Below are 15,106 nucleotides of genomic sequence, written 5' to 3'. Positions count from 1 at the left end.
TCGCTCCTCCTTTCGTCACTGCACGGTGACGGCGGCCAGCCGCCAGGGGTCGTCCGCTGCGGCGCGGGTGAGCGCCACGTATGCGGTGCTGATCTCGGGTGTGCCTTTCCATCCCTTGCGCCCGGTGGGCGTGACGGTGATGGTCCATTGCCGGTAGGCCTCGGTGTCGGTGTCGGCGGGCTGCCCTGACTCCTCAGTCCGTTGCATCGCGGGCTTGGTGTAGGCCTTGTGCTGGGCCCAGGTGGACCATGCCGCGCCGGGGTTGGACCGGCTGGCGGCCTCCCGCAGCTGGGCGGCGTAGGTGCCGGTGCACCATCCGGCGTCTGCGACACGGCGGCCCGCGTCGTTGCGGGAGGTGTCAATAGCCGTGTCGTAGCTGTGCATCACGGTGAGGGCGGCTTTGCTGACCGCGGTGGCATCCTTCTGATCGATGTCCTCCCGGGCGGGGAGGCTGCCGCGCGGTGTGCCCTTCTTGCCTGCGGGCAGCTGCTCCGCCTCGCCCGGGGACGGCTCGGGGCCGGTGCCGGTGGCGGTGGGCGGCTGTTTGGGCGGGGCGGCGTCCTGGCCGTCGTCGCTGCTGCCGCTGCATCCCGCCACCAGGATCACGGCGGCTGTGGCAGCGAGGAGAGTGTGCCTGGTCGTCCTCATGATCCCAACCTCCGGATTTGCATGGGGCGGTTCGCGTAATACGGCTCGTCGAGAGAACTGATCTTCACGACGTCTCCGGTTTTCGGAGCGTGGATGAACTGGCCGCCGCCGATCGCGATGCCGATGTGATCGTAGTTTCCTGCGCCGTTGAGGGCCCAGCCGACGAGATCGCCCGCCCGGACGTCGCGACTGCGTACGCCCTTGCCCTCCTTGATCTGCATCTGACTGGACCTAGGAAGCGTGATCTTTCCCTTTGAGCCCCGGTAGACGGCCCATTGGGTGAGCCCCGAGCAGTCGAACCCGACTGTGCTGGCGCCGTGCTGTATGCCGCGGCTGGGGCCGTGGATGCCGCCGCCGCCCCACGCGTACGGCTCGCCCAACTGCTTCTTGGCCTCAGCGGCGATCCGCTGGCCCATCGGGCCGGACGCCGGACTGAGTTCCTGGGTGTACTTCGGGATGAGGCCGGTGATCCGCTTCACGTACTCCTGCGTCTCGCGGTACGGCGGGATGCCGCCGTACTTCTTGACCGGCCAGGGGCCCGCGTTGTACGCGGCCAGCATCAACTCGACCGGATCGCCCTTCAGCTTGTAGCTCTTGACCTCCTTCATCAGGACGCAGTCATACGCGGCCTGCGTCATGATGTTGTCCGGCCCAGATCTCCAGCTCGCGCCCCCGCCGTCGGCGTCGACCTTGTGCGATTCCCAGGTGCCGGGGATGAACTGGCTGAGGCCTCGCGCCTTGGCCGGTGACTTCGCGTCCGGGTTCCATCCGCTCTCCGCCTCGATCTGAGCGGCAATCAGGGGCGCGGTGACGCCTGCGCACTGGCTGCCCGCCTTGATGACCCACTTGCGGTACTCCTTGGGGATCTTGCTGGTGTCGAGTTCCCCGGCGAAGCCCGCGTCGTCGCCGTTGGCTGCGTCTCCGTCTTCCGACCCGGCCCAGATGGTCAGACCGAACACCATTCCGAAGCACAGGGCGGCTACCGCGGCGGCCCCCTGGGCGGCGGCCTTCATCGCGGCCTCACGGCGTCGTGGGAGAGGGCCCGCCGTGCGCATCCGCCGGTGGCCAGTCCACCAGGGCAACGATCCGGCGCTTGTCGAACCGCCACACGCCACCGCCGTGGGCTGTCTTGAATGCCCCGGGGATCGCACCGGCGGCGGCCATGGCTGCGATCCTCGGCCGCTCGATGCGCAAGAGGTCGCTCAGTTCCTGCGCGGTGAGCACCGGCGGCAATCCCGCGAGCAGGGAGGTCAGTTCGGCGAACGGATCGCGATTCTCGATCACGGCGACGATGCGCCGCTTGTCGAATCTCCATCCCGCCTTGGGACCGATGCCGGCGCGGAAGGCGGGCAGTTCCCGGTTCTGGGCGAGCGAGGCCACGCGGCGCGGGTCGAGTCTGAGGATCGCGGCGACTTCCCCGCCCGTCAGGACGTCCGGGTACTCCGCCAATACTTGCTCTGGTTCGCGATCCGTCATGTTGGCGAATCCTAGCCACACAGTCCCCCCATGCCTCAACGTGTCGACATACCGTCAGGATCGCTATAGATACCCTAAGTTGATGGTCAATGACATCTTGCAACGAGACATGTACTTCGGTCTAGACTGATGCCACATCACGAAGGGTTAGGGGGGAACTACCGTGACGACAGAGACACTTGGCAATGGCAACCCGTGGATCCCGGGACGGCCGCCCACAACTGAGAACGCCACAGTAGCCCCGCCGGTTGCGCCCGCAAATAGGATTTTGGGATCCGTGCGGCCGCAGCCCGGCGCTGTGCCGCCTCCGGCATACGGCGGCCTGCCCATCTCGGCCGTGCCGACCCCGCCCGCACCTGGGTGGCTGTGGCTGGGCGTCCACGGCGGTGCAGGGGTGACCACTCTGCAAAGCGCGGTGCCAGGGGGGCGGGATGCCGGGCGCCTGTGGCCCGCACCGTACGGCGCCATCACGCACCCGGTGGTCCTGGTCTGCCGCTCGAGTTACGGCGGCCTGATGGCTGCGCGGGCGGCCATCGTCCAATGGGCCTCAGGCCAGGTACCGGGCATTGAGCTCCTGGGCCTGGTCGTCGTTGCTGACGCTCCCGGCAAACTGCCGCGTCCCCTGCGCGACCTGATGCGGCTCGTGGCCGGTGGGGTCGCCCGCACCTGGTCGGTGCAGTGGATGGAGGAATGGCGGCTCGGAGAGCCGCCCATGAACCACCCCACCCGCGAGCTCACGGCATTCGGCCGCGAGCTGGCCCGGCTCACAGAGAAGAGAGACCACCATGTCTGACCTTGTTTTCGCGGCGGCAGATGCCGCCCGGCCGCTCGTCGACCTCGCGGCGGACGTGCCCAACCCGGCCAACGGCGGCAAGCCGCTGCCCGGCGGCGCTCAGGACGACCTGATGACCATTCTGGGATGGGTTTTCAAGATCGTCATGATCCTGGCCGTCGCCGGAATCCTCGGCGTGGCCGCGAAGTTGGTTATCAACTTCCGGCGCGGAGAGGGCGGCGAGCACATGGGAGCGCTCGGCTGGGTCATGGGCGGCTGCATCCTCGCGGGCGGTGCCTCCGGCATCGTCAACACCCTGCTCTAAACGCTGCCTGACCAGACACAAGAAGGGGGATCCACCATGGCCCGCGACCAGCGGCCGCCGCACGAAGAGGACGCCCACCCGTTCCGTGCCCGGGGCTTCATCGCCTCGGCCATCGTCGTGGGCCTGGTGGCCGTGCTCGGCGGCGTCGTCCTCGTCACCGGTGACAGCCAGGACACAGACGACAACGCCGCCCCGACCCCCACAGCCAGCAAGACGACCGCCCCGGCACCCGATACCGGCGGGAGTAACGACGGCTGCCCCGCCATGTCCTCCTCGCCCTCCAAGGTTCCTGCGGTGGCACCCGAAGGCGTCACTTGGGAACTCATCGAGGGGTTCGCCGTGCCCGAGTCCAAGACCTCGGGCCCGGCCAAGATTGAGGGCGATGTGGCGCGCTGCTACGCGCATACACCGACCGGCGCGCTTACCGCCGCCGTACAGATCACCGTCCGCAACCTGACGGCCGACGACTGGAAGTCGATTGCCGAGAAACAGGCGGTGGGCGACGGCCGTCAGAACTACATCGACAAGCGAGCCAAGTTCGAGAAGGAAGAGGGCGACACACCAGCCGATCCCTCGCGCTCGAATGCTCAGATCTCGGGGTTCAAGTTCGTCACGTACTCAGCCGAGACCGCAGTCATTGATCTGGTGTGGCAGGCCAAGGGCGGGCAACTGAGCGCGGGTACCGTCACGATGAAGTGGCACGGTGGGGACTGGAAGAACGAGATTGCGCTGAACCCCGCACCAGGCGGCCCCATTGACGACATGAGCGGCTATGCCGCCTGGGGTGGTGTCTGATGCCGTCGGGCTGCGAGAAGATCGCCAATGGCAATCCCATCGATCTATTCAATCCGGCTACTCCGCTCGGGTGTGCGGCCGAACGGACTGCCGAGAAGATCGTAGATTCGGCTTTCTCCACCATCGTGGACAGTTTCGCCCAGGGTGCTGCCCTGGCCCTGAAGAGCATGACCACGGGGTGGATGAACCTCGACGCCCCGGACATCAGCCAGGCCGGGCCGGTCGGCGCCCTCCAGAATTCGCTGTCGTGGGTCACGGCCTGGGTGGCGGTCCTGGCACTGCTTATCGCGGCGGGCCGGATGATCTGGCAGCAAAGAGGGGAGCCCCTCAAGGAAGCGATGGGGGCCGTGATCAAGTTGGTCTTGGTGTCCTCCGTGGGCATCGTGGCCATCCAGACCCTCATGAGGGCGGGGGATAGCTTCAGTAACTGGATTCTGATGGATTCCTTGGGCTGCGGCGGCGAGACGCCAACTAAGGGGTGCTCCACCGCGTTCGGCAAGCGCATTATCAAGCTGGTGGCGAAGGACGCCGAGGCGTCAATGATGGCCATTACCTTGGTGACTGCCCTCCTCATCATGATCAGCAGCTTCATTCAGATGTGTTTCATGATGGCCCGTAATGCCATGCTGATCTTGCTGGTGGGGACGCTGCCGCTGTCGGCGGCCGCTGCCGGAACTGAGGCGGGAAGGGGCTGGTTCCAAAAGACGGCGGGCTGGATCGTGGCCTTCCTGCTGTTCAAACCGGCCGCCGCGATCGTGTACGCGGCCGCGTTCAACGCCATCGGGAAATCAAAAGTCGATGACCTGTGGTCACAGCTTTACGGCGTGCTGCTGCTGATCCTGGCCAGCCTCACGCTGCCCGCGCTCATGCGCTTCATCACGCCCATGGTGGCCGCTGCGGCCGCCGGTGGCGGCGCTGGTGCCGCCATTGCCGGGGGAGTCCGCGGAGCGGCTACCGGCGCCGTGGCCATCAAGTCCATGGGGGCGAGCAAGGCGGGCGGAGCCGCCGCCAAGGGCGCATCCGGTGCCGCACAGGCGGGCGGCGGCAAGTCCGGCGGCCAGCTGCCGGCGCAGCCCTCTCCCTCGTCCGGGCCGCCTGGCGGCGACTCTTCGGCCGGGAAACAGCCGGTCGGGGTCGGCGCGGGCCAGAGTGCACCGGGCCAGGGACAAGCGCACGGCGCCACGCAGGGCGCAGGGCAGGGTGCGGGTCAGGGCGGGAGCCAGGGACCGGGCCAGCAGACGGCGGGCTCGGGTGGCCAGCCCACCGGGGCGCCGCAGGGCGGGCGCGGATCCACCGGGCCCCAGCCGACCAACACCGGGGGAGGGCCCCATGGCAGTAGGTGAAAGCGCACCGCGTCAGCAGCGCACATACGGCAACTGGCGCCGTCCGCAACGCGCCGGGATCGGCAGTTTCGGCCTGGGCGTGACCGTCGTCCTGTTCGCAGGCCTGGTGATGTCCGTCCTGACACTGCTGATCTCGCTGTGGCTGACGCTGGCGGTGCTGGCCCTGATGGTGCTCCTCCTGGTGCCGCTCTCGGTCAAGGACCGCTACGGGCGCACTCTGATGGCGCGGATGGGGGCACGGATCGGCTGGCGTACGACCGTCCAGGCCGGAAGCCACCTGTACCGCTCGGGCCCGCTGGGCCGCACCGGCTACGGCACGTGCACGCTGCCGGGCCTGGCGGCCGCCTCCGAACTGGTGGAAGCGCAGGACTCCTGGGGACGGCCCTTCGCGCTGCTGTCCTACCCGACCACCGGCCACTACGTCGCGGTGCTCTCCTGCGAGGCCGACGGCGCCTCTCTGGTGGACCAGGACCAGGTAGACATCTGGGTCGCGCACTGGGGCCAGTGGCTCGCCAATCTCGCCAATGAGCCGGGTCTCGTGGGCGCCTCGGTGTCCATCGAGACCGCCCCGGACTCCGGTATCCGCCTCGCGCATGAGGTGAACACGAACGTAGTCGCCGACGCCCCCCAGCTGTCCAAGGACGTCCTTGCGGGGATCCTGGCGGAATACCCGGCGGGCTCCGCACAGATCACCACCCGGGTGACACTGACGTACTCCGCTGCGGCCCGTGCGGGGCACGAGCGGCGCACCGCCGACGAGATGGCCCTCCTGATCGGCAACCGGCTGCCGGGCCTGGCCGAACGGCTGGCCATGACCGGTGCCGGGGTCGCCCGTCCCATGACCGCGGTGGAACTGGCTGAGGCCGTACGCGTCGCCTATGACCCGTCGGTGGCCACCCTCGTGGAAGAGGCCCGCAACACCCCGGAAGGCAGCGGCCTGACGTGGGACAACGCGGGCCCGGTCGCCGCCGAGGAGAGCGCCGATCTCTACCGGCACGATGGCGCCTACTCGGTGTCGTGGCTGATGGCCGCCGCCCCGCGCGGCGCCGTCCTCTCCAGCGTGCTGACCGGCTTCCTGCAACCGGCGGAGGACATCGCCCGCAAGCGCGTCACTCTGCTCTACCGGCCGCACGATCCCGCATCGGCAAGCAAGGTCGTTCAAGACGACGTACAGCACGCGGAGTTCCGGGCCGGGCAGAACAAGCGCGGCAAGGCCAGCGACACCGCCGCCGTGAAGTCTGCGCGCCAGTCGGAAGAGGAAGAGGCCACCGGGGCCGGGGTGGTGCGCTTCTCCCTGCTGGCCACCGCCACCGTGATGGACCGGGACGACCTGCCGCGCGCTGAGGCGGCCATAGACAACCTCTCCGCCCCGGCCAGGATCACGCTGCGGCACGCCTACCGCTCGCAGTCCAGCGCGTTTGCCGCTGCCCTGCCGATCGGTCTCGTGCTCCCGCTGCACCTCATGGTGCCCAGCACCGTCCGCGACAGTCTCTAGAAAACGGGGGATCACCATGGCTCGCAGCACCCGCACCCGCACCGCGGCGCCGCGCTCGCGGCCCTCGATGCGCGGCTGGCCCGGCCCCGGCGGCGGCGCACAGCTCTACCTCGACCCGCCGCCGGAGTACCGGGGCACCTCGGTGCAGGTGTGCGGGCTGTGGCCGTTCGGCGCCGGGTCGGGCACCCCCACCATCGGGGTGCCGCTGGGCCGCTCCCTCCAGTCCGGGGCCACGGTCTGCTGTGACCCGATCAGCTGGTTCACCCGGGCCCAACTGATCCTCAACCCCTCGATGTTCGTGCTGGGACAGCCCGCCCTGGGCAAGTCGACGATCACGCGGCGGATGGCGCTGGGCCTGGCCGGGTACGGCGTGCTGCCCATGGTGTTCGGGGACCTCAAGCCCGACTACGTGGACCTGATCCGGGCGTTGGGCGGGCAGGTCATCACGCTGGGCCGGGGGCAAGGGCACCTGAATGTCCTGGACCCCGGCGAGTCGGCAGCCGCCGCCGCCCAACTGACCGGCAGCGCCCGCGAAAGCCTCCTCAAACAGGCCGCCGGGCGCCGCCTCAACATGGTCTCCGCCCTGATCACCGTTCTGCGCAGGGAGCCGCCCACCGAACGCGAGGAGAACATCCTCGCCACCGCACTGGAAGTCCTGGACGACCGGCACACCGGCGTGCCGGTCCTCGGTGATCTGCTCCAGGTCATCACAGAGGCCCCTGACGCAGTGCGGGCCACCGCCCTGGACCGGGGCGACATGGACCGCTACCGGGACATCACCGAGGGCCTGGAATCCTCCCTCACGGGCCTTCTGGGCAAGGGGAAACTCGGCGAGACGTTCGCACACCCCACGACCGAACCGATGCACATGGACCGCCCCGTCTGCTTCGACATCAGCTCTATCAGCGACTCGGAGGAGCAGCTCCAGGCGGCGGCGCTGCTGGCCTGCTGGTCCTACGGATTCGGCGCCGTGGATGCCGCGCAGGCTCTGGCAGACGCCGGACTCGCGCCGCAGCGCCACTATTTCCTCGTCCTCGATGAACTGTGGCGGGTCCTGCGGGTGGGGCGCGGTCTGGTCGACCGGGTGGACGCCCTGACCCGCCTCAATCGGCAACGAGGCGTGGGCATGGCGATGATCACGCACAGCATCAAAGACCTCTTGGCGCTCCCCTCGGAAGACGACCGCATGAAAGCCAAGGGGTTCGTAGAGCGCTCCGGCATGGTCATCAGCGCGGGCCTGCCCAAGGAAGAGATGCCCCGGCTCGGCGAGGTCGTCAACCTCACGGCGAGCGAACAACGCATGATCACCGAGTGGTCCACGCCTCCGGGCTGGTCCACCGCCTCCGGCCCGGAAGCTGCCCCGCCCGGCCGGGGCAATTTTCTGATCAAGGTCGGCGGCCGCCCCGGCATCCCGCTGCACGTCGAGCTGACCGCCGCCGAACTGCACATCAACGACACCAACCGGCGGTGGCACCAGTGAGCGTCACCTCGAAACGGCGCGGCCCCGGCAACGACCTGGGCCCCTACCTGGGGGTGGCGCTGTGCGGCCTGGTCATCGCCGGGGTCGCGGCGGCGTGGACTTCGGCCGCTGCCGGCGCCGCGCTCGGCGGTCAACCGGCGCCCTCGTCCAATCCGTTCGACCTGGTCTTTGCCCTGGCCTCCGGCGCCTACCGGTGGCCCGGCGCCTGGGCGACGGCGGTCCTGGTCGCCGAGCTGCTCGTGCTGGCCGTCGCCGCGGTGTTCATCGGCCGCCTCATCCGCAAGGCCAAGGCCGAGCGCAAGCCCATCGATGCCGCCGCCCGACACCTGGGGCGCGGCGCGGACATCGCCAAAATCACGGAGCGAGGCGCGCGGGCGACCGCCGAACGCCTGGGCACACAGGGCGGCTCGATCGGGGTCTTCCTGGGCCGTACGGTCATCGGCAACACCCCCGTCTATCAGGGCGTGGAAGACACCCAGGTGGCGATCTGGGGCACCCGGACCGGCAAGACGACCAGGGTGGCCATTCCCGCCGTGATGGAGCACCAGGCGGCCCCGTGCATCGCCACCACCAACCGGCGTGACCTGGTCGACGCCACCCGCCTGGGCCGCGCCGAGTACGGCACGGTGCGGGTCTATGACCCGCAGCAGATCGTAGGGGAAGAGCCCACCTGGTATTGGGATCCGCTCTCCTACGTCACCGACGTGACGACGTCGGTCAAGCTCGCCGGGGTCTTCGCCACCAACAGCCGCGAGCAAGGCTCCTCGACCGACGCCTATTTCGGACCCGCGAGCAAACGCCTGGTCGCGAACCTGCTGCTGGCCGCCGCGCTCGACCAACAGCCCATCACCCAGGTCTACCGATGGGTGAACGACTCAACCGAAACTGAGCCGGAACGCATCCTGCGCGCGGCCGGGCCGGAGTACGAGATGGCCGCCGAAAGCCTGAGCGGCGCCCTCAACCTCACCGAACGCCAACGCAGCGGCGTTTACGGCGGCGCACAGACCATTCTCGCGTTCCTGGAAGAACCGAAGATCACCCGGTGGGCCGTCGCCCCAGTCGCTGCGGACCTGGGCAAGCGTCAGCCGTTTTCCCCGCAGGACTTCGTACGCTCCACCGACACGCTCTATCTCGTCTCCCGCGAGGGCGAGGGATCCGCCGCCGCTCTGGTCACGGCCCTGACCGTGGCCATCTGCGAGGCCGCCGAGCAGTACGCGATGCGCTCCCCGAACGGACGGCTGCCGCGCACCCTGCTCGCCGTCCTGGACGAGGCCGCGAACATCTGCAAGTGGGCGGACCTGCCGGACCTCTACAGCCACTACGGATCACGCGGAATCCTGCCCATCACCATCCTGCAGAACTGGGATCAGGGCATCACCACCTGGGGCGAGTCCGGCATGAAAAAGCTGTTCGGCTCGGCCAACGTGGCCACCTACGGCGGCGGTTCCAGAGACCCCGGTTTCCTGGGTCACATGGTCTCGCTGCTGCCGGAGTTCCATCCCCTCGCGCGCTCGGTCAGCCGCCAGGCCGGGACGTCGGGAGCCTTGACCTCCAACCGCTCCACCAGCATCAGCAGCACCAAAGAGGACCTCGTCAACATCTCGGACCTCGTCCAGGTACCCGGCGGCCGGGCGCTCCTCTTCGCCTCCCAGACACACACCACCCTCGTGCGGACCATCCCCTACTGGGAACATCCCTGGGCCGACAAGGTGCGGGCCTCCCTGGACCGCTATGACCCGGGCGGCCAGAGCGCCGACAGCCTCGCCCTGGATGAGCCCGAAGACGACGAACCGGGCACCCCATGACCAGCATCACCGACGAGTGGGCGGAGGACGCCCCCGCCTCCGCCGAAACCACTCCCGCCCCGCCCGCCAAGCCCAAGAGCAAGAAGCCCAAGAAGCCCAAGAAGAAGCCGGACCCGCCGCCGCTGGAATTCCCCACGGTAGATGCCTTCGTGACGGAGTATCTGGCCCCCACCATCCGTCGCAACCTGCTCAAGAACACCCTGACCTGGTGCCCCGACTGGTGGCGTCACCCCGAAGCCGTCTCCCGGCTGACGGCCATCTGGCGGGCCTGGGAAAACCTGCGCCTCGATCCGGCCCTGGGCATCTCCACATGGTGGCTGCACCACTGCGATCCACACCTGCGGGTGCTCATGGACCCCGACACCGGGCCGCTGTCCGGCTGCAACCCGAAGAAGGGGCATACGCGCCACGCATTGGGGCCACTGCCCATCACACCCTCGGACCCGGCCCTGTGGCTCACTCCGGCATTCAGCACGGAACCTGAGCACGAGGACAACGGCGTCTGACGCCAGTACGAAGCGAGAGGGGCGGCCCCGGATCTCCGGGGCCGCCCCTCGTGCGTTCTGCCGCTCAGGTCACCGGCCGAGCTCGGACGTACGCTGCCGTCCCGGAACCTCTGGCGCCGTGCCTGCCCGGCGGCTGTCCGGGGCCTGCGCGGTGGCCGCCTCGGCACCCTCCGGGAATGACCTCTCCGTGAGCCGGATCGCCTCGGCCGCCTCCTCGTCGGCGACCGTATCGAGCGCGGCGAGCCCGGATTCCCGCCGTGCCTCGGACCGCTCCACGGCGCCGTCATCCGTCGCCGCCTCGGCCGCTGAGGACAGCCATTCCACTGCCTTCGCCCCCGGCGCGGCCACCTGTCCCATCACTTCGCCGACACCGGACGCGACGGGCCCAGACTCCGACTGTCCGGTGGAAGCCTGAGCCGTGGTCTCCGCCTCCGGAACACCAGCGGACCGCTGTACGAACTGGCTCGGCACCGAGGTAATCGAAACCGGCTCGGTGGATCCCTTGCCGACCGTGACGACCCACGGCTTGACGCTGTCCGCCTGCTCCTGGACTGCCTGCGGCAACAGGTCGGCCGCCGCGGGGGAGAGGGGGCGCCCCCAACGGGCCTCGAACTCTGCCGCCAACGCAATGACGGCCTCGGCGCTGTTGTCCCGGTACAGCGCCCCTACGGTCTCCGCGCTCTGGCGATCGAGCCACGTCCCCTGATCGAGCAGCCGTGTGCCCTGCTGGCCTCGCTGCTCGGCGCGCTCGATCAACTCGGACGCCGTCTTGTCCAGCTCCTCCCCGTAGCGTGTGCCCGCGTGCTGCTGCCGTGCCTCGTCGGCGAGCCGGGTAGCCCGCGAGAAGTCCTCAAACGCGTCCTCGAAGTGCCCCTGTGCCTGGTCTCGGAGCTGTGCGCCGAGCCCGGTGATCGGGACCGCCGGGCCGGGCATCTCACGGCCGCCGAACAGTGCACTGACCATCTCCGGGGTGGCATCCCGGGGGATCAGCAAACGGTGTTGCTTCTCGATCGCCTGCCGCAGAGTGTCCTGCATCTCCGTGCGGGCCTGCCCCGCCTCCCACTGCCCCACGTGCTCCCACACGCCTGCGATCTCGCCGGCGCTCGCGGTCTGCCACCATCCGTCATCCAGGCTGTCGCTGAGGCGGGCCGCCTCGTGCACGTGACGCGGGTTCTCTCCGCGGACCTCGGCCGCCGTGGCGGCGACCCGAAGGGCCGTGTCCGCCTGCTGCTGGTGCAGCACCGGCAGACCCGCATCGATAGCGGCGATGTTGCCCTCAAGACGCGTGCGATCGGCAGGGGACAGATCCGCGTCCTTGAGCCGGTCGGCATACTCCTCGCGCCGGGTTCCGCGCTGCTTCTCCTCCTCCTCTAGCCGGTCCAGTTCACCGCCCAGGGCCCGCAACAGCTCCGCAGGGCTGCCGGTCTCCGAGCCGTCCACCAGCGCACGCTGACGGGCCTCGGCGGCCTCCAAGACCTCCTGTACCTGCTCGCTGCGCAGGACCGCGGCGGGCACCTGGCTGCCCGGCTCGGCCCCGGTGTTCTCCATCACCTCGACGACGAACGGGCCCGCTCCGGCGGCGCTGTCCGTGCCGTCCCAGACGACAAAGGCGCGGGCCGCTACCTCTTCGGCCCCCACACCCGCCGGGGCCGTCATCTCCGACCGGTGCACGACCCCATAGGGCTCGTTCACGTTGCGGATCAAAATGGCGTACGAGGTACCGGCCTCGGGCCCGGCCCCGAGTGCTGAGCGGGCCTTCTCCAGTAGCTTCCGGTAGGCGGGATCGGCCACCGTGACCATCCGGGCAAGCTCCGCGCCGCCCACCGGCCATGACGGCACCTCAAGGCCGTAATCCTTCTTCAGCCGCTCACGCATCACATCCAGGGTGTGTGCGGCATACGGGTCACCGCCCGCCCATTCGCTCGCGGCCTGCCAGGCCAGGCCCAGCCGTCGGCGATCCTCTTCACGCCCCACATCGAGCGATCGCCAGAAACGCTCTTGGTGCACGGCTCGCAACAGGGGCTCCGCGGCGGCCCGCTGAGCCCGCAGGTGCTCGACGTTCAGCCGGGCACGCTCCTCGGAGTTCGCCCGCTCCGCATCGAGCCTGCGTTCACGGGCTTCGATGACCGCCTCGGCTGTCAGCGTCGCCAGGGTGAGCGCCAGTGCGATCGACTCGGCAACGATCGCCGAAATCTGCCCCGTACCGACGCTCTGAACCTCGTCCGAATCCCGGTCGTACTGAACCATGTCGTTCCCCCTCCAAGGGTGGATGCGAGCGGCCTACCGGCCGTCATCGGGACCACCCCGCTCCGGCCCCTGGGCAGGGCCGGGCCGGTCGTGGTCAACACCCGGCGCCGGGAACGCACCGGGACTCTGCTGGATGGTCTGACGGGCCTGTTGCAGTCGCGCCAGGTCACCGCGGGCCACTTCCTCGATCTGCCGTGCCTGGTCGCGCTCCTGACGTGCCTGGTGCATGTTGTGAATGGCCCGCAGCGTGTTGCGGATAGCCTGAAGGAACGCGGCCTCGCCGTCCGAACTGGCCCCGCCCGTCCGGGAGTACCTGGCAACCATGGCGGCCCCTCTCAACTGGCCGGGCCGCTCTGCGGTATCCCGGCGGGTGACGGTGGTGCGCTGCGCCGACCGTGCCAGCACATCGGCCGCCCGCGCTAGTGGGCCGGGCCGCTGTGGCTCCATGCGGGCGCTGAGAACCGCCATCACCCCGGCGGCATCCTGGGCGGCCTGGGCCCATCGCACCGTGTCGCCCGCCGGAACGGCCGCCAGCCGCTCGCGTACCTGCTGGATCTGCTGAGCCGCCACCTGCCATGCGGACTCGTCCTGAAGCATCACGTTGCCCACGCGGCGGGTGCCCGCACTCTTCTCGCCCCAGACGGTTACGGCCTGCTCGGGATCGTTCTGCGGCCATTGCCCGCGGAGTTTCGACAGGGTGAGATCGCGAGCGAGTTTCCCGCCGGGATACCAGACGGGGGAGTCGCCGCCGTTGCTGTGCAGTGCGACCGAATACCCGACCACTTCCGTACGTCCGCCCTTGCCGTAGCGGGGGCGCGCGATCACACCGGACTCTCGCAGGCCTCGCACGAAATCGCTCTCGTTCTCGGCGGTCGCCGCTGCCGCACGTACGCGGCGGGCGAGCGTCAGGCGGGCGGCCTCAGGCTGCCCTCGCCGGGTGGCCGCCTCCATCTCGCCGCGTTTAATGCCGGGCATACTGCGGCCGTTCGCGCGGCCCTCCACGACGCGCAGGCCCATGTCCCGCTCGATCTGTCCGCACACCTGCTGGGAGCGCCGCTTGAACTGCCACAGATCTGCCTTGGTCCCGTCCGTGCGCACGGCGTCAACGACCAAGTGAATGTGGTCGTTGCCCTTCTTGCTGAGACCGTGGTGGACCGCAACCCAGCGGCACGGCGCCTGGCCGTCGGCGTCGGAAAACCCCATGCCCTCGACCATGCGGGCGGCTACCTCGGCCCACTGCTCGTCGCTGAGCCGCCCCTCGTCCGCTGCCATGGACAGCGAGCAGTGCCAGACATGGCCGTCCCTGACCTCGGTCCCGAAGAGTTTCCGCGGGGCATCGAGTTCGGCGGCCAGGTGCGCGAGGTCACCCGGCTCGGTGCAGTGCGGGCTTCCTAGAAGAACCACATCGTCCGAAGCGGCAATGACCCGTTGGTCAGTGTGCTCGTTCTCCTCGCCGGGCCCGAAGAGGTACCGGATCAACCCGGGCGCGTCCTTGCCCTGGGTGACGTTGGGCATCACCGGAGACCGAGCCGCTCGGTGAGCTCCTCGACCCGTCCGGCCGCCGCCTCCGCGCGGGTGAGTACGGCCTCGATCAGTTCGGGCCGTACGTCCACGTCGGAGTTCCGCGCACGGGCGATCTGGTTCACGTTGTTCGTCAGATTCCCGAGCAGCCGCTTAAGGCCCAGTAGCTCGGACGTGATCGCGTTGCGTTCGGTCTGGGTGAGCGGAGGGACCCCCATGGCGGCCTCGATCAGCACACGTTGCACGCTGATTTCGAGCACTCGGCCGCGCCCCTCGATCACAGCGAACTCACCATCACTCATCCGCACGAATGCCTTATGCGGCCGCCCGCCGGCCTTCCGCTTGTTCCGTCCCCCGGGTGGTACCCGGCGACGCTGGCCGGAGTCCTGACTCACCCTCAATACCCCTCTCAGCGAAGCGACCCCGCATGGGGACCCACACGCACAGTGTGGCAGCAGTCGCCGCCGCCAGGCGACTGCCAAGCGAGATCAGATATCTGATCTACCAGCTTGCTCCCGTAGTGACCTCATCTGACTACCCGTGGAAACCCGGTCGATCACCGGTGGTCCCGGGAGAGCGCGAGAGGGCGGCCTGAGCGCCTCTCGCAAGTGGTGACCTGTCACGACTGTGGTCCACTGCGGCGGTTGGCCTGGTGCTCCACCGCTCCGGCTCGCTACGCTGCGGGCATGGCTA

Annotated in this window: 14 protein-coding genes; 8 read left to right on the top strand and 6 right to left on the bottom strand. The window is 69.2% G+C overall.

Annotation, left to right across the window (positions count from 1 at the left end; genetic code table 11):
• Window positions 1–15: 15 nt before the first annotated feature.
• The 3 genes from ABZ833_RS43845 to ABZ833_RS43835 are packed head-to-tail and all read right to left on the bottom strand — an operon-like array spanning window position 16 to window position 2,124.
• Window positions 16–648 (bottom strand): hypothetical protein, encoded by a 633-nt coding sequence (locus ABZ833_RS43845; RefSeq protein ID WP_361059207.1) that lies wholly within the window; start codon window positions 646–648, stop codon window positions 16–18.
• Complete coding sequence (locus tag ABZ833_RS43840; RefSeq protein WP_361059206.1) at window positions 645–1,661, bottom strand: NlpC/P60 family protein; 1,017 nt, start codon at window positions 1,659–1,661, stop codon at window positions 645–647. The genes ABZ833_RS43845 and ABZ833_RS43840 overlap by 4 nt, the downstream gene beginning before the upstream one ends.
• Window positions 1,662–1,668: 7 nt before the next feature.
• Complete coding sequence (locus ABZ833_RS43835) at window positions 1,669–2,124, bottom strand: helix-turn-helix domain-containing protein (protein ID WP_361059204.1); 456 nt, start codon at window positions 2,122–2,124, stop codon at window positions 1,669–1,671.
• Between the two features lie 163 nt (window positions 2,125–2,287).
• Between ABZ833_RS43835 and ABZ833_RS43830 the strand changes: the two genes are divergently transcribed.
• The 8 genes from ABZ833_RS43830 to ABZ833_RS43795 are packed head-to-tail and all read left to right on the top strand — an operon-like array spanning window position 2,288 to window position 10,645.
• On the top strand, window positions 2,288–2,917 hold the full coding sequence (locus tag ABZ833_RS43830) for a DUF6668 family protein (RefSeq protein WP_361059202.1): 630 nt from the start codon (window positions 2,288–2,290) through the stop codon (window positions 2,915–2,917).
• Window positions 2,910–3,221, top strand: a complete 312-nt coding sequence (locus tag ABZ833_RS43825) for a hypothetical protein (RefSeq protein WP_361059200.1) — start codon at window positions 2,910–2,912, stop codon at window positions 3,219–3,221. The genes ABZ833_RS43830 and ABZ833_RS43825 overlap by 8 nt, the downstream gene beginning before the upstream one ends.
• A 36-nt stretch (window positions 3,222–3,257) precedes the next feature.
• Complete coding sequence (locus ABZ833_RS43820; protein WP_361059198.1) at window positions 3,258–4,016, top strand: hypothetical protein; 759 nt, start codon at window positions 3,258–3,260, stop codon at window positions 4,014–4,016.
• Window positions 4,016–5,359, top strand: a complete 1,344-nt coding sequence (locus ABZ833_RS43815; RefSeq protein ID WP_361059196.1) for a hypothetical protein — start codon at window positions 4,016–4,018, stop codon at window positions 5,357–5,359. Before ABZ833_RS43820 ends, ABZ833_RS43815 begins: the two co-directional genes overlap by 1 nt.
• The gene (locus ABZ833_RS43810) at window positions 5,346–6,854 is read left to right on the top strand and encodes an SCO6880 family protein (protein WP_361059194.1); all 1,509 of its coding nucleotides are present in this window, start codon (window positions 5,346–5,348) and stop codon (window positions 6,852–6,854) included. Before ABZ833_RS43815 ends, ABZ833_RS43810 begins: the two co-directional genes overlap by 14 nt.
• A 16-nt stretch (window positions 6,855–6,870) precedes the next feature.
• The gene (locus ABZ833_RS43805) at window positions 6,871–8,334 is read left to right on the top strand and encodes an ATP/GTP-binding protein (protein ID WP_361059192.1); all 1,464 of its coding nucleotides are present in this window, start codon (window positions 6,871–6,873) and stop codon (window positions 8,332–8,334) included.
• Window positions 8,331–10,139: a TraM recognition domain-containing protein gene (locus ABZ833_RS43800; protein ID WP_361059190.1), complete on the top strand. Its 1,809-nt coding sequence runs from the start codon at window positions 8,331–8,333 to the stop codon at window positions 10,137–10,139. The genes ABZ833_RS43805 and ABZ833_RS43800 overlap by 4 nt, the downstream gene beginning before the upstream one ends.
• Window positions 10,136–10,645, top strand: coding sequence for a DUF4913 domain-containing protein (locus ABZ833_RS43795; RefSeq protein WP_361059188.1), 510 nt, complete (start codon window positions 10,136–10,138; stop codon window positions 10,643–10,645). Before ABZ833_RS43800 ends, ABZ833_RS43795 begins: the two co-directional genes overlap by 4 nt.
• Window positions 10,646–10,714: 69 nt before the next feature.
• On the opposite strand, the gene ABZ833_RS43790 is transcribed toward ABZ833_RS43795, so the two are convergent.
• The 3 genes from ABZ833_RS43790 to ABZ833_RS43780 are packed head-to-tail and all read right to left on the bottom strand — an operon-like array spanning window position 10,715 to window position 14,715.
• The gene (locus ABZ833_RS43790; RefSeq protein ID WP_361059186.1) at window positions 10,715–12,892 is read right to left on the bottom strand and encodes a hypothetical protein; all 2,178 of its coding nucleotides are present in this window, start codon (window positions 12,890–12,892) and stop codon (window positions 10,715–10,717) included.
• Between the two features lie 33 nt (window positions 12,893–12,925).
• The gene (locus ABZ833_RS43785) at window positions 12,926–14,407 is read right to left on the bottom strand and encodes a relaxase/mobilization nuclease domain-containing protein (RefSeq protein ID WP_361059184.1); all 1,482 of its coding nucleotides are present in this window, start codon (window positions 14,405–14,407) and stop codon (window positions 12,926–12,928) included.
• Window positions 14,407–14,715: a hypothetical protein gene (locus ABZ833_RS43780; RefSeq protein ID WP_361059182.1), complete on the bottom strand. Its 309-nt coding sequence runs from the start codon at window positions 14,713–14,715 to the stop codon at window positions 14,407–14,409. Before ABZ833_RS43780 ends, ABZ833_RS43785 begins: the two co-directional genes overlap by 1 nt.
• Window positions 14,716–15,106 lie beyond the last annotated feature (391 nt).

The sequence above is a fragment of the Streptomyces sp. NPDC047525 genome (genome assembly GCF_040643025.1).
Lineage (GTDB): Bacteria > Actinomycetota > Actinomycetes > Streptomycetales > Streptomycetaceae > Streptomyces > Streptomyces durmitorensis.
The sequence above is the reverse complement of the archived record's forward strand: the minus strand, read 5'-3'. Positions and strand labels throughout refer to the sequence as shown.